This is a genomic window from Geodermatophilus sp. SMS 5-13 (genome assembly GCF_059428245.1).
Window position 1 is genome coordinate 2383246 of the sequence record NZ_CP165729.1, and the last position, 13011, is coordinate 2396256.

At 75.0% G+C, this 13011-nt stretch carries 12 protein-coding genes; 10 read left to right on the forward strand and 2 right to left on the reverse strand.

What is annotated here, in order from left to right; all coding sequences use genetic code 11:
• Positions 1 to 74: 74 nt before the first annotated feature.
• Positions 75 to 674: a nitroreductase family protein gene (locus AB3388_RS11660; RefSeq protein ID WP_495410937.1), complete on the reverse strand. Its 600-nt coding sequence runs from the start codon at positions 672 to 674 to the stop codon at positions 75 to 77.
• Positions 675 to 734: 60 nt separating this feature from the next.
• Between AB3388_RS11660 and AB3388_RS11665 the strand changes: the two genes are divergently transcribed.
• The 6 genes from AB3388_RS11665 to AB3388_RS11690 all read left to right on the forward strand — a co-directional run bounded on the left by AB3388_RS11665 (position 735) and on the right by AB3388_RS11690 (position 7531).
• A complete protein-coding gene (locus AB3388_RS11665) occupies positions 735 to 1550 on the forward strand; it encodes a mycofactocin-coupled SDR family oxidoreductase (protein ID WP_495410938.1) in 816 nt (271 codons plus the stop codon).
• 68 nt (positions 1551 to 1618) lie between these two features.
• On the forward strand, positions 1619 to 2350 hold the full coding sequence (priA, locus tag AB3388_RS11670; RefSeq protein WP_495410939.1) for a bifunctional 1-(5-phosphoribosyl)-5-((5-phosphoribosylamino)methylideneamino)imidazole-4-carboxamide isomerase/phosphoribosylanthranilate isomerase PriA: 732 nt from the start codon (positions 1619 to 1621) through the stop codon (positions 2348 to 2350).
• On the forward strand, positions 2347 to 2739 hold the full coding sequence (locus tag AB3388_RS11675) for a RidA family protein (protein ID WP_495410940.1): 393 nt from the start codon (positions 2347 to 2349) through the stop codon (positions 2737 to 2739). Before priA ends, AB3388_RS11675 begins: the two co-directional genes overlap by 4 nt.
• Positions 2736 to 3509 (forward strand): imidazole glycerol phosphate synthase subunit HisF, encoded by a 774-nt coding sequence (hisF, locus tag AB3388_RS11680; protein WP_495410941.1) that lies wholly within the window; start codon positions 2736 to 2738, stop codon positions 3507 to 3509. The genes AB3388_RS11675 and hisF overlap by 4 nt, the downstream gene beginning before the upstream one ends.
• A gap of 93 nt (positions 3510 to 3602) precedes the next feature.
• A complete protein-coding gene (locus tag AB3388_RS11685) occupies positions 3603 to 5015 on the forward strand; it encodes a 3' terminal RNA ribose 2'-O-methyltransferase Hen1 (RefSeq protein ID WP_495410942.1) in 1413 nt (470 codons plus the stop codon).
• Positions 5012 to 7531, forward strand: a complete 2520-nt coding sequence (locus tag AB3388_RS11690) for a polynucleotide kinase-phosphatase (RefSeq protein WP_495410943.1) — start codon at positions 5012 to 5014, stop codon at positions 7529 to 7531. The genes AB3388_RS11685 and AB3388_RS11690 overlap by 4 nt, the downstream gene beginning before the upstream one ends.
• Before the next feature lie 27 nt (positions 7532 to 7558).
• On the opposite strand, the gene AB3388_RS11695 is transcribed toward AB3388_RS11690, so the two are convergent.
• Positions 7559 to 8173, reverse strand: coding sequence for a TIGR03085 family metal-binding protein (locus AB3388_RS11695; protein WP_495410944.1), 615 nt, complete (start codon positions 8171 to 8173; stop codon positions 7559 to 7561).
• Positions 8174 to 8277: 104 nt separating this feature from the next.
• Here AB3388_RS11695 and AB3388_RS11700 point away from each other — a divergent pair, with 104 nt between their 5' ends.
• The 4 genes from AB3388_RS11700 to AB3388_RS11715 all read left to right on the forward strand — a co-directional run bounded on the left by AB3388_RS11700 (position 8278) and on the right by AB3388_RS11715 (position 13011).
• Complete coding sequence (locus AB3388_RS11700; protein WP_495410945.1) at positions 8278 to 10050, forward strand: ABC transporter ATP-binding protein; 1773 nt, start codon at positions 8278 to 8280, stop codon at positions 10048 to 10050.
• A complete protein-coding gene (locus AB3388_RS11705; protein ID WP_495410946.1) occupies positions 10047 to 11861 on the forward strand; it encodes an ABC transporter ATP-binding protein in 1815 nt (604 codons plus the stop codon). Before AB3388_RS11700 ends, AB3388_RS11705 begins: the two co-directional genes overlap by 4 nt.
• Positions 11862 to 12016: 155 nt before the next feature.
• Positions 12017 to 12472 carry a hypothetical protein gene (locus AB3388_RS11710; RefSeq protein WP_495410947.1) on the forward strand — a complete coding sequence of 152 codons (456 nt, stop codon included), beginning with the start codon at positions 12017 to 12019 and terminating at the stop codon, positions 12470 to 12472.
• A 35-nt stretch (positions 12473 to 12507) separates the two neighbouring features.
• Entirely contained in the window at positions 12508 to 13011 is a 504-nt protein-coding gene (locus tag AB3388_RS11715; protein WP_495410948.1) for a hypothetical protein, read from the forward strand.

The window sequence follows — 13011 nt, forward strand, 5'->3', positions numbered from 1 at the left end:
GTGCGCCGTCGTCGTCCTGGGAGCGGTATTCCGCCTACGCAGGCCGACGTACCCGCCCAACGCTCCGGACCGGCTCACCAGTGCCCGCGGTGCACCACCTCGTCGGTGCCGCGCCGGCCGCGCCGCAGGGAGGGGGAGCGGCGGTCCGCCGTGCCCGCGTAACCGACCGACACGCAGCCGATCGGGGTGTACTCGTCCGGGACGCCGAAGGCAGCGCGGAAGGACGCCAGGTGCTCGGGCTGGATCCCGAAGAAGCAGGCGGCCAGCCCCTCGTCGACGGAGGTGAGCAGCATGAGCAGCGCCGCCATGCCGGTGTCGATGTCCCAGTACGGCACCGGCCAGCGGGCCTCGTCGCGGTCGGTCCAGCCCTTGTCGGGCTCGGCGTAGCGGGCGAGGTAGGCGGCCTTGTGCGACAGCGGCACGATCAGCAGCGGCGCCCGGCGCATGCGGGTCAGCCAGGAGTCGGGCGGCCCGCCGGACGTCGTCGCCGTCCAGAACCGGGCCCGCTCCTCCTCGGTCTCCAGCACGAGGAACGCCCAGCCCTGGCTGAAGCCGGCCGACGGCGCCCGGATCGCGTGCTCGAGCAGCCGCTCCCGCAGCTCCGCGGGCACCGGCCGGTCGGGGTCGTAGTCGCGGACCATGTGCCGCCGCCGGACGACGTCGCGGAACTCCACGTGGCCACTCTGCCGGATGCGCCCGATACGTTGCGGCTCCCCACCGCTGAGGAGGAACCCGTGGCAGGACGCCTGGAGGGCAAGGTCGCCTTCGTCACCGGCGCGGGGCGCGGCATGGGCCGCAGCCACGCCGTCCGGCTGGCCCGGGAGGGCGCCGACGTCATCGCCCTGGACACCCCGGGCGAGCTGCCCGGCATCGCGTACGACCAGCCGAAGCCCGGGGACCTGGACGAGACGGTGCGGCTGGTCGAGGGCGAGGACCGGCGGGTGGTCGCGGTGCGCCGCGACGTCCGCGATCTCGAGGGCATGCGCGCCGAGGTGGACGCCGCCGTGGCCGAGCTCGGCCGGCTCGACGTGGTCGTCGCCAATGCCGGTATCTGCACGCCCAGCGCCTGGCACGCCGTCACTCCCCAGCAGTTCCAGGACACGATGGACATCAACGTCACCGGCGTCTGGAACACGGTCATGGTCGGCGCGCCGCACCTGGTGCGGGCCGGCGGCGGGTCGATCGTGCTGATCAGCTCGGTGGCGGGGCTGAAGGTGCAGCCGTTCATGGTCCACTACACGACCAGCAGGTTCGCCGTCCGCGGGATGGCGAAGGCCTTCGCGGTCGAGCTGGCCCGGCACAACGTCCGCGTCAACAGCGTCCACCCGACGGGTGTCGCCACCCCGATGGGCTCCGGCGGCATGCAGGAGGTCATCGGCGCGGCCATGGCGGAGGACCAGCGGCTCGGCGCGATGTTCATGAACCTGCTCCCCGTCGAGGGCACCCTGCCCGAGGACGTCTCCGACGCCGTGGTCTTCCTCGCCTCCGACGAGTCGCGGTTCGTGACCGCGCACGAGCTCGCGCCGGACGCGGGGATCTCCGAGATCTAGAAGGACCCCCTGCCCCGCCGTCGCACGCTCGCGGCGGGACTCTGCAGGGGGCCGCATACGCTTTGGTCGTGCCGAAGCTGCAGCTGCTCCCCGCCGTCGACGTCGCCGATGGCCAGGCCGTGCGCCTGGTCCAGGGCGAGGCCGGCAGCGAGACCTCCTACGGCGACCCGCTGGAGGCCGCGCTGGCCTGGCAGCGCGACGGCGCGGAGTGGGTGCACCTGGTGGACCTCGACGCGGCCTTCGGCCGCGGCTCCAACCGCGAGCTGCTGGCCCGCGTGGTCGGGGAGCTGGACGTCGACGTCGAGCTGTCCGGCGGCATCCGGGACGACGCATCGCTGGCCGCCGCCCTGGCGACCGGCTGCCGGCGGGTCAACCTCGGCACCGCCGCGCTGGAGTCACCGGAGTGGTGCGCCCGGGCGATCGCGGAGCACGGCGACCGGATCGCCGTCGGCCTCGACGTCCGCGGCACCCGGCTGGCCGCCCGCGGCTGGACCCGCGAGGGCGGCGAGCTGTACGAGACCCTCGCCCGGCTCGACGAGGAGGGCTGCGCGCGCTACGTGGTCACCGACATCACCAAGGACGGCACGCTGCGCGGCCCGAACCTGAACCTGCTGCGCGAGGTGTGCGCGGCGACCGCCCGCCCGGTGATCGCGTCGGGCGGGGTCAGCTCGCTCGACGACATCCGCGCGCTGGCCGGGCTGACCGCGATCGGCGTGGAGGGCGCCATCGTCGGCAAGGCCCTCTACGCCGGCGCGTTCACGCTGCCCGAGGCGCTGAAGGTCACCGAGGACGCCGCATGAGCGTGCTGCGGTTCGGCTCCGGGGCGCCCTGGGAGCCGGTCGTCGGCTACAGCCGGGTGGTCGTGCGCGGCGACACGGCCTGGGTCAGCGGCACGACCGCGACGGTGGACGGCGTCGTCGTCCACCCCGGCGACGCCGGCGCGCAGACCCGGCAGGCGATCGCCAACCTGCGCGACGCGCTCGAGCGGGCCGGGTTCTCGCTGGCCGACGTCGTCCGCACCCGCATGTTCGTCACCGACATCAGCCGCTGGGAGGAGGTCGGCCGGGCGCACGGCGAGGCGTTCGGCGACGTCCGGCCCGCGACCTCGATGGTGCAGGTCGCCGGGCTGATCGACCCCGGGATGCTGGTCGAGATCGAGGCCGACGCCGTCCGCGGATTTCCGGCATGAGCCTCGCCGTGCGGGTCATCCCGTGCCTGGACGTCGACGCCGGCCGGGTGGTCAAGGGCGTCAACTTCGTCGACCTCGTCGACGCCGGCGACCCGGTGGAGATGGCCCGCGTCTACGACGCCGAGGGCGCCGACGAGCTGACCTTTCTCGACATCACCGCCAGCTCCGGCGACCGCGAGACCACCTACGACGTCGTCCGGCGGACGGCGGAGAGCGTCTTCATCCCGCTCACCGTCGGCGGCGGGGTGCGCTCGGTGCAGGACGTCGACCGGCTGCTGCGCAACGGCGCGGACAAGGTCGCCGTCAACACCGCCGCCGTCGCCCGGCCGGAGCTGATCGCCGAGATCGCCGACCGCTTCGGCAACCAGGTGCTCGTGCTGTCGCTGGACGCCCGCCGGGTGCAGGACGGCGCGGTCACCGACTCCGGGTTCGAGATCACCACGCACGGCGGGCGACGGGGCACCGGCCGGGACGCCGTCGAGTGGGTGGTCCAGGCCGCGGAGCTCGGCGTCGGCGAGGTGCTGCTCAACTCGATGGACGCCGACGGCACCCGCGCCGGGTTCGACGTCGAGCTGATCCGCGCGGTGCGCAGCGAGGTGAGCGTGCCGGTGATCGCCAGCGGGGGAGCGGGCGCGGTCGAGCACTTCCCGCCCGCGGTGGAGGCCGGCGCCGACGCCGTCCTGGCGGCCAGCGTCTTCCACTTCGGCCAGTTGCGCATCGGGGACGTCAAGGAGGGCCTCGCCGCCGCCGGCGTCCCCGTGCGCGCCTGAACGGCGTGGATCCGTCGGCGTGACCCCGACGAATCCACTCCACACGAGGGAACTCGCTGGACGATCGCGTACCGGGCTGCCGAGACTCCAGCGGTGCTCCTGACGCTGTCGACCACCCACGCGCCCGCCACCGACCTGGGCTTCCTGCTGCACAAGAACCCGGCGCGGGCGCAGACGGTCGAGGTCTCGGCGGGGACGGCGCACGTCTTCTACCCCGAGGCATCCGACGAGCGCTGCACGGTCGCGCTGCTGCTCGAGGTCGACCCGATCGCGCTGGTCCGCGGCTCGCGGGGCGCCGAGGGGTTCAGCCTCGGCCAGTACGTCAACGACCGCCCGTACGCGGCCTCCAGCCTGCTGGCCGTCGCGCTGGGCAAGGCGTTCGCGAGCGCACGCCGCGGCGTGAGCAAGGAGCGGCCGGAGCTGGCCGAGACGGCGATCCCGCTCGAGGTGCACCTGCCGGCGCTGTCCTGCCGGGGCGGCGCGGGGATGGCCGCCCAGTTCTTCACGCCGCTGGGCTGGCGGATCGACGCCCGGCCGGTGCCGCTGGACCCACGGTTTCCCGAGTGGGGCGACTCGCGCTACCTCGACCTGCGGATGACCGGCACGCTGCGGCTGGCCGACGCGCTCAACCACCTCTACGTCGGCCTGCCCGTGCTCGACGACGCCAAGCACTACTGGGTCAGCACCGACGAGGTCGACAAGCTGCTGCGCGCCGGCGGCGCCTGGCTGGCCGGCCACCCCGAGCGCGAGCTGATCACCCGGCGCTACCTCGCCCACCGGACGAGCCTCGCCCGCGAGGCCATGGCCCGGCTGGCCGAGGTCGACGACCTCGACGCCGACCGGCTGGACGACGCCGTCCCGGACCCGGCCGACGTCCCCGACCGCCCGGTGCCCCTGGTCCAGCAGCGGCACGGCGCGGTGCTGGCCGCCCTGCGCTCCGCCGGCGCCACCCGGGTGCTCGACCTCGGCTGCGGCAACGGCGCGCTGCTCGCGGCGCTGCTGAACGACCGCGCGCTCACCGAGATCGTCGGCGTCGACGTCAGCGCCCGCGCCCTCGACGAGGCCGCCCGGCGGCTGCGCCTGGACCGCCTGCCGGAGCGGCAGCGCGCCCGCATCACGCTGCGCCAGGGCGCCCTGACCTACACCGACGCCCGGCTGCGCGGCTACGACGCCGCCGTCCTCATGGAGGTCGTCGAGCACCTCGACCCCGACCGGCTGCCGGCACTGGAGCGGACCGTCTTCGCCGACGCCGCGCCCGGCACCGTGATCGTCACGACGCCCAACGTCGAGCACAACGTCCGCTACGAGAACCTGGCCGCCGGCACCATGCGGCACCGCGACCACCGGTTCGAGTGGACCCGCGCGGAGTTCGCCGCGTGGGCCTCCGGCGTGGCCGGCCGGCACGGCTACGCCGTCCGGTTCGTGCCCGTCGGCGCCGACGACCCGGAGGTGGGCCCGCCCACGCAGATGGCCGTGTTCAGCCGTGCGCAGGAGGTGGCCGCATGAGCGAGCTCGCCGTCCCCGATCTCGCGCTGGTGGTGCTGATAGGCGCCTCCGGCTCGGGCAAGTCCACGTTCGCCCGCCGGCACTTCCGCGCCACCCAGGTGCTCTCCAGCGACTTCTGCCGCGGCCTGGTCGCCGACGACGAGAACGACCAGGCGGCGACGCCGGAGGCCTTCGAGGTGCTGCACGCGATCGCCGGCGTCCGGCTGCGCCGCGGGCTGCTCACCGTCGTCGACGCGACCAACGTCAAGCGCGAGGACCGCGCCTCGCTGGTCGCCCTCGCCCGCGCGCACGACGTCCTGCCGGTCGCGATCGTGCTCGACCTGCCGGAGGGGGTGCTGCTGGAGCGGACCGCCGCGCGCCCCGACCGCGACCTCGACCCGGGCGTGATCCGGCGGCAGCGGGCCGACCTGCGCCGCGGCCTGAAGGGCCTCGGCCGCGAGGGGTTCCGCAAGGTGCACGTCCTGGCCACCCCGGAGGACGTCGAGGCCGCGACGATCGGCTACGAGAAGCAGTTCAACGACCGCCGCGAGCTGACCGGCCCGTTCGACGTGATCGGTGACGTGCACGGCTGCCGCGCCGAGCTCGAGGAGCTGCTCGCCGCGCTCGGCTACGCGGTGACCCGCGACGCCCAGGGTCGCCCGGTGGACGCCGTCCACCCCGACGGGCGGACGGCGGTGTTCGTCGGCGACCTGGTCGACCGCGGCCCCGACTCCCCGGGCGTGCTGCGGCTGGTCATGGGGATGGTCGCCGCCGGGCACGCCCTCTGCGTGCCGGGCAACCACGAGAACAAGCTGGTCCGGGCGCTGCGCGGGCGCGACGTGCGGATCAGCCACGGCCTGGAGGAGACCCTCGCCCAGCTCGAGGAGGAGCCCGAGGAGTTCCGCGCCGAGGTCGAGCGGTTCTGCTACGGCGTGGTCAGCCACTACGTCCTCGACGGCGGCAACCTGGTCGTCGCGCACGCCGGGCTGCCGGAGAGGCTGCACGGCCGGGCCAGCGCGCGGGTGCGGGACTTCGCGCTCTACGGCGACACGACGGGGGAGACCGACGAGTTCGGCCTGCCGGTCCGCTACCCGTGGGCGACCGAGTACCGCGGCCGCGCGATGGTGCTCTACGGCCACACGCCGGTGCCCGAGCCGGAGTGGGTGAACAACACGATGTGCCTCGACACCGGCTGCGTGTTCGGCGGCCGGCTCACCGCGCTGCGCTACCCGGAGCGGGAGGTCGTCGCCGTCCCGGCGCACCGGACCTGGTACGCGCCGGCCCGGCCGTTCCTGCCCGAGGGTTCTGCGGCTCCCGCCGTCCAGACGCGCGCGGACGACGTCCTGGACGTCGACGACGTGCTCGGCAAGCGGATCGTCGAGACCCGCGTCGCCGGGCGGGTGACCGTGCGCGCGGAGAACGCCGCGGCCGCGATCGAGGTGATGAGCCGGTTCGCGATCGCGCCGCAGCAGCTGCTGTACCTGCCGCCGACGATGAGCCCGGTCGCCACCTCCGCGCTGCCCGGGCTGCTCGAGCACCCCGCGGAGGCGTTCGCGTACTACCGCGGGGAGGGCGTCGCGCAGGTCGTCTGCCAGGAGAAGCACATGGGGTCGCGGGCGGTCGCCCTGGTGCGCGCCGACGGCGGCGGAGCGGTGCACACCCGGACCGGCCGCTCCTTCTTCGGGGGCGCCCTGACCGCGGAGCTGCTGACCCGGCTCGCCGCCGCCGTCCGGACGGCGGGGCTCTTCGACGAGCTGGCCAGCGACTGGGTGCTGCTCGACGCCGAGCTGCTGCCGTGGTCGGCCAAGGCCGGCGAGCTGATCCGCACCCAGTACGCGGCCGTGGGCGCCGCGGCCCGCGCCGCGCTGCCCGCTGCGGTGTCGGTGCTGGAGGCCGCCGCCGCGCGCGGGCTGGAGGTCGGCGACCTGCTGGACCGTCAGCGGGGGAGGGCCGACGACGGCGATGCGTTCACCGACGCGTACCGCCGGTACTGCTGGCCCACCGACGGGCTGGCCGGGATCTCGGTCGCGCCGTTCCAGCTGCTCGCCGCGGCCGGTGCGACCTTCGCCGACCGGGAGCACTCCTGGCACCTGGCGCTGGCCGACCGGCTGGTCGCCGCCGACCCGGAGCTGCTCCGGCCGACGGCGCACCGGTTCGTCGACGTCACCGACCCGGCCGCGGAGGAGGCGGCCACCGCCTGGTGGACCGAGCTCACCGCGGCCGGCGGCGAGGGCATGGTGGTCAAGCCCGCCGCCAACCTGACCCGGGGCCGGCGCGGGTTCGTGCAGCCGGGGCTCAAGGTCCGCGGCCGGGAGTACCTGCGGATCATCTACGGCCCGGACTACACCCGCCCGGAGAACCTCGACCGGCTGCGCGAGCGCGCCCTGGGCCGCAAGCGCGGGCTGGCGCACCGCGAGTACGCGCTCGGCCTCGAGGGGCTGGAGCGGGCCGCCCGCGGGGAGCCGCTGTGGCGGGTGCACGAGTGCGTGTTCGCCGTCCTCGCGCTGGAGTCCGAGCCGGTCGACCCGCGCCTGTAGCCGGGGACTTTCGGCGCCGAAAGTCCCTCAGGAGACGGCGACGCGGGCGACGTCCTTGCGGCCGCTGATCCACAGCAGCAGCTCCAGCGGCTCGCCGGTGAGCACCTTCCGCCGCTCGCCGCTGCCGATCCGCTTCTCGGCGCCGGGGACGTCGGCGCGGCGCAGCACCAGCGTCCGGCCCCGGCCGGCGGCCTGGCGGGCGAGCAACCCCACCGCCCGCCACAGCTGGTCCTGGTCGGCCCGGGAGAGGCGGCGGGGCGACCAGCCCGGGCGCGCGCGCCGGACGTCCTCGTGGTGGATCACGAACTCGGTGGTGTTCAGCAACGTCCCGATGCCCGGCCAGCCCATCGGCAGGTACGCCGCCGGACCCGACCGGACCCGCGCCACCACGTCGGCGTAGCCGGTGGACTCGCGCAGCCGGTCCTCCAGCCGGTGTCCCCACGCGCCCAGCGCGGGATTGATCCGCTCGAGGCCGTAGCCGGGCAGCGCGTCGGGACGGCGGTCCCGGACGACGAGGTGGGCGGCCAGGTGCGCCGTGTCCCAGTCCGCGCAGCACGTGGGCGCGTCGGGTCCGAGCGTGTCCAGCAGGTCGGCGAGCTCGGCGCGCTCGCGCTCGGCCAGCGGCCGGGAAGGGCTGCTCATCCCGCCACGTTAGCCACGGTGTCCGCGCGACCGCCGCCACAGCGGTTAGCGTCCCTAACGATCACGTACAGTCGGAAAGCCGTCCGCACGACCTGAGGAGAGCTGTGCCCCGCCGCCGAGACGCCGTCGTGCGGCGCGGACTGCGCCACGTCGGGCGCGCCGTCAGCGAGCAGCGGGGGATGTTCGCCCTCGCCCTGCTGGGCAGCAGCGTCTACGCCGGCATGACGGTGGCCAGCGCCTACGTCATCGGCGAGGTCACCGACCGGGTCATCCTCCCCGCGTTCCGCGACGGCCGGACGACGGCCGGTGCGCTGGCCCTCGCCGCCACCGCGATCGTCGCCGTCGCCGTCCTCAAGATCCTCGGCATCCTCGGCCGGCGGCTGTTCGCCGGCGTCATGCAGTACCGGCTGCAGGCCGACTACCGCCGCCGGGTCACCGGCCAGTACCTGCGGCTGCCGCTGTCGTGGCACCAGCGCCACCCCACCGGCCAGCTGCTGTCCAACGCCAACTCCGACGTCGAGAGCGCCTGGTTCTTCGTCGCGCCCCTGCCGTTCGCCTGCGGCTCGCTGGTGATGATCGCGATCACGGTGACCGCGCTGCTGCTCACCGACCCGTGGCTGGCGCTCGTGGGCCTCGTCGTCTTCCCGCTGGTCTTCCTCACCAACGTCGTCTACTCGCAGGTGATGAGCCCGCGCATGCAGCGGGCGCAGCAGCTGCGTGCCGAGGTCAGCGAGATCGCGCACGAGAGCTTCGACGCCGGCCTCGTGGTGAAGACCCTCGGCCGCGAGGACACCGAGACCCGCCGTTTCGAGGAGCGGGCCTTCGAGCTGCGCGACGGCCTCGTCGCCGTCGGCCGGGTCCGCGGGCTGTTCGACCCGATGCTGGAGTCGCTGCCCAACCTCGGCATCCTCGCGATCCTGCTGATCGGCGCGAGCCGGGTCGCCGACGGCGCCACCGACGCCGGCGCGCTGGTCTCGATCGCCTACCTGTTCAGCCTGCTGACCCTGCCGATCCGGGCGATCGGCTGGGTGCTCGCCGACCTGCCGCGGGCGCTGGCCGGTTTCGACCGGGTCACCCCGGTGCTCGAGGCCACGGGCGAGACACCGCACGGTCCGGACGCCGCCCCCCGGGGCACCGGCGGCGCCGCGCTCACCGTCGCCGGCCTCGACTTCGCCTTCGACGGCGCCCACCGCAGCACGCTCACCGGCGTCACGTTCGACGTCGTCGCCGGCAGCACGCTCGCCGTCGTCGGCCCGACCGGGTCGGGCAAGTCGACGCTGGCCGGGCTGCTGGTCCGGCTGGTCGACCCGGCCGACGGGCACGTGCTGCTCGACGGCGTCGACCTGCGCACCCTGCGCGAGGGCGAGGTCAGCGGCCAGGCCGCGTTCGTGCCGCAGGGCACCTTCCTGTTCGACGACACCGTGCGCGGCAACGTCACCCTCGGCGGCGAGTTCTCCGACGAGCAGGTGTGGACGGCGCTGCGCACCGCCGCCGCCGACGAGTTCGTCGCCGCGCTGCCGCGGGGCCTCGACACCCGCGTCGGCGAGCGCGGCGCGTCGCTCTCCGGCGGCCAGCGGCAGCGCCTGGCGCTGGCCCGCGCCGTCGTCCGGAAGCCCCGGCTGCTGGTCCTCGACGACGCCACCAGCGCCGTCGACCCCGCGGTCGAGCAGCGCATCCTCGACGCCCTCCGGGCCACCGACCCGCCGTCGACGGTGGTCGTCGTCGCCTACCGGCAGGCGACCATCGCCCTCGCCGACGAGGTGGTCTGGCTCGAGCACGGGCGGGTGACCGCGCGCGGCACCCACGAGGAGCTGCTGGCGAGCGTCCCCGGCTACGCCGCGCTGGTCCGCGCCTACCAGGAGGCGGCCGCGGCATGAGCGAGATCGAACTTCCCGCCGACCGGAACACCGAGGGCGCGTTCGCCACGCTGCGCCGCGGCCTGCGGATGATGCCCGAGTTCCGCCGCGGGCTCCCGCTGACCTTCCTGCTCGCGCTGATCGCCACCGCCGGCCGGGTCGTCGTCCCGATCGCGGTGCAGCAGACGATCGACGAGGGGCTGTCCGGCTCCGGCGGCCCCGACCTCGGCCTCGTCCGCTGGCTGGTGGCCGCCTGCGCGGTCGTCGTCCTGATCACCGCCGTCGCCGTCTACCGGATGAACGTCCGGCTCTTCCGGACGACGGAGACCGCGCTGGCCGGCCTCCGGGTGCGGGCGTTCCGGCACGTGCACGACCTCTCCGTGCTGCACCAGCAGGGGGAGCGGCGGGGATCGCTGGTCTCCCGGGTGACCAGCGACGTCGACCAGCTGTCGGTGTTCATGCAGTGGGGCGGCGTGCTCGGCGTGATCAGCGTCGGCCAGCTGATCGTGGCGATCGCGGTCATGTCGGTCTACTCGTGGCAGCTCACCGTGCTGGTGATCGTCTGCTTCCTGCCGCTGGCCGTGGCGGTGCGCTTCTTCGCGAAGAAGCTCGCCGTCGTCTACGGCACCGTGCGCGAGCGGGTCGGCGACGTGCTGGCCGCGGTGTCGGAGTCGGTCGTCGGCGCGCCCACCGTGCGGGCCTACGGCGTCCGCGAGCGCACCGCCGCCCGCATCGACGGCGCGATCGGCCGCCACTACTCCGCCTCGGTGCACGCCCAGAAGACGACCGCCGCCGTCTACGTCACCGGCGAGCTGGTCGCGGCGATCGCCAACGCCGCCGTCGTCATCGTCGGCGTGCTGCTCGGCCTGGGCGGGCACATCACCGCCGGGACGCTGGTCGCCTTCCTGTTCCTGGTCACCCTGTTCGTCGCGCCGGTGCAGACCGCCAGCGAGGTGCTCAACGAGGCGCAGAACGCCCTCGCCGGCTTCCGCCGGGTGCTCGACGTCCTCGACACCGAGCCCGACGTGCAGGATCCCGCCGTCACCGGCTCCGCGCGGACCCTGCCGGAGGGCCCGCTGTCGGTGCGCTTCGCGCACGTCTCCTTCCGCTACGCGCCGGGCGCGAGGAAGGCCCTGGACGACGTCGACCTGGAGATCGCCGCGCGCCGCCGGGTGGCCATCGTCGGCGAGACGGGCTCGGGCAAGACGACGTTCGCCAAGCTGGTGACCCGGCTCATGGACCCGGTCGAGGGGCAGGTGCGGCTCAGCGGCGTCCCCCTGAAGGACGTCGCCTTCGCGAGCCTGCGCGAGCGGGTCGTCATGGTGCCGCAGGACGGGTTCCTCTTCGACGCGACCGTCGCCGACAACGTCCGCTACGGCAAGCCCGGCATGACCGACGCGCACGTCGTCGCCGCCTTCGACGAGCTGGGCCTCGGCGCCTGGGTCGAGGGCCTGGCGGACGGCGTGGCGACCCCCGTCGGCCAGCGCGGCGAGTCGCTGTCGGCGGGGGAGCGGCAGCTGGTCGCCGTCGCCCGCGCCTACGTCGCCGATCCCGACCTGCTGGTGCTCGACGAGGCGACCAGCGCGGTCGACCCCGCCACCGAGCAGCGGCTCACCCGGGCGCTGGACAAGCTCACCGACGGCCGGACGACGCTGACCATCGCGCACCGGCTCTCCACCGCCGAGCGGGCCGACGAGGTGCTGGTGGTCGACGCCGGCCGGGTCGTGCAGCGCGGTACCCACGCGGAGCTCGTAGGCGCCGAGGGCCCCTACGCCCGGTTGCACGCCTCCTGGCGGCGCTCGTCGGCGGGGCAACCCGAGCCCGTGGCCTGAGCGCGAGCCTCGCCTCGACCACTCGTGGTCGGCGCCGACTTTCGCCTGAGTGTCGTGACCCCCGCGTCGATGGCGACACACAGGCGAATCTCGCCGCGGAACGATGCGCGGCTCGGGGAGGCCAAGGACGGGACAACGGCCGTAGTCTTCGGCTCGTGCCCGCCGCCAGCGATCCGGAGCGCCGCCCGCCCCTCGTGGCGATCACGGCGGCCGTGCTGGCGCTGCCCTCGGCGTACCTGCTGCTCGGCATCGGCAACGGCGCGCTGGCGCTGGCGACCGACCGCTCCGACGGCGGCGCCGCCACCTGGGTGGTCCTGCTGCTCACGATCGGCTGGGTCGCCGGCCTGCTCGTCGGCGCCGTCCGCCTGCTGCTGGGCCGGGCGTGGCTGGGGCTGACGGTGTCCGCGGGCCTGATGGCCGCCCTGCTGACCGTCGGCCTGGTCCTCGGCGGCCTGGGCGGGGCGGGCTCGGCGGCCACGATCGTCGCCTGGCTCATCTCCGCCGCGACGGCGGTGCTCGCGGCGCTGCCGGGGGTGCGCCGGTGGGTGTCCCTGCGGCGGTGGCACCGGCTCTACCCGGGCGCCCCACAGCCGACGTCCAGCCGTCCGTGACCTGCTGACCGGGTTCCGGCCTACGCTGTCGCCCCATGCCGTCCCCCTCCTCCCGCTCCCGGGTGGCGGCGCGGCGCTCGCCGCGGTCCGCGCCGCTGCGCCCGGCCGCCGCTCCCGCCGCCGCGCAGACGCCGCCGCTCGAGGCCCCGTTCGCCGCGGTCTTCGGCTTCCTGGTCGCCGCCGAGTACCTGTACCTGGGCTGGCTGCTCTACACGCCGGGGTCGACGTGGGACTGGTACATCGCGGTCCCCGTGCTGCTGGCGGGACTGTCCCTGGTCGGCGCGGTCCTGGTCGTCGTCGGCCGCGGCCGGGGCTGGCTGGTGCTGACCGCCGTGAGCGTCGTCCTGCTGCTGGGCCTGCTGGCCCTGGTCGCGCTCTTCGGCGCGCTGGCCGGCGGGACGGCGCTCTGGCAGCCGCTGCTGCTGCTCATCGGGCCGATCGGCTGCCTGGCGCTGACCCTGCGCCGGCCGGTGCGCGCGTGGACCGGCCGGGCGCGTCGCTCCCCAGGGGGACGGCGGGGAGGCGGACGGTCCCGCTAG

Coding starts and splice junctions, on each gene's coding strand:
- hisF (WP_495410941.1), top strand. CDS start 2,736: ATGAGCCTCGCCGTGCGGGTCATCCCGTGCCTGGACGTCGACGCCGGC.
- AB3388_RS11675 (WP_495410940.1), top strand. CDS start 2,347: ATGAGCGTGCTGCGGTTCGGCTCCGGGGCGCCCTGGGAGCCGGTCGTC.
- AB3388_RS11705 (WP_495410946.1), top strand. CDS start 10,047: ATGAGCGAGATCGAACTTCCCGCCGACCGGAACACCGAGGGCGCGTTC.
- AB3388_RS11715 (WP_495410948.1), top strand. CDS start 12,508: ATGCCGTCCCCCTCCTCCCGCTCCCGGGTGGCGGCGCGGCGCTCGCCG.
- AB3388_RS11690 (WP_495410943.1), top strand. CDS start 5,012: ATGAGCGAGCTCGCCGTCCCCGATCTCGCGCTGGTGGTGCTGATAGGC.
- AB3388_RS11695 (WP_495410944.1), bottom strand. CDS start 8,173: ATGAGCAGCCCTTCCCGGCCGCTGGCCGAGCGCGAGCGCGCCGAGCTC.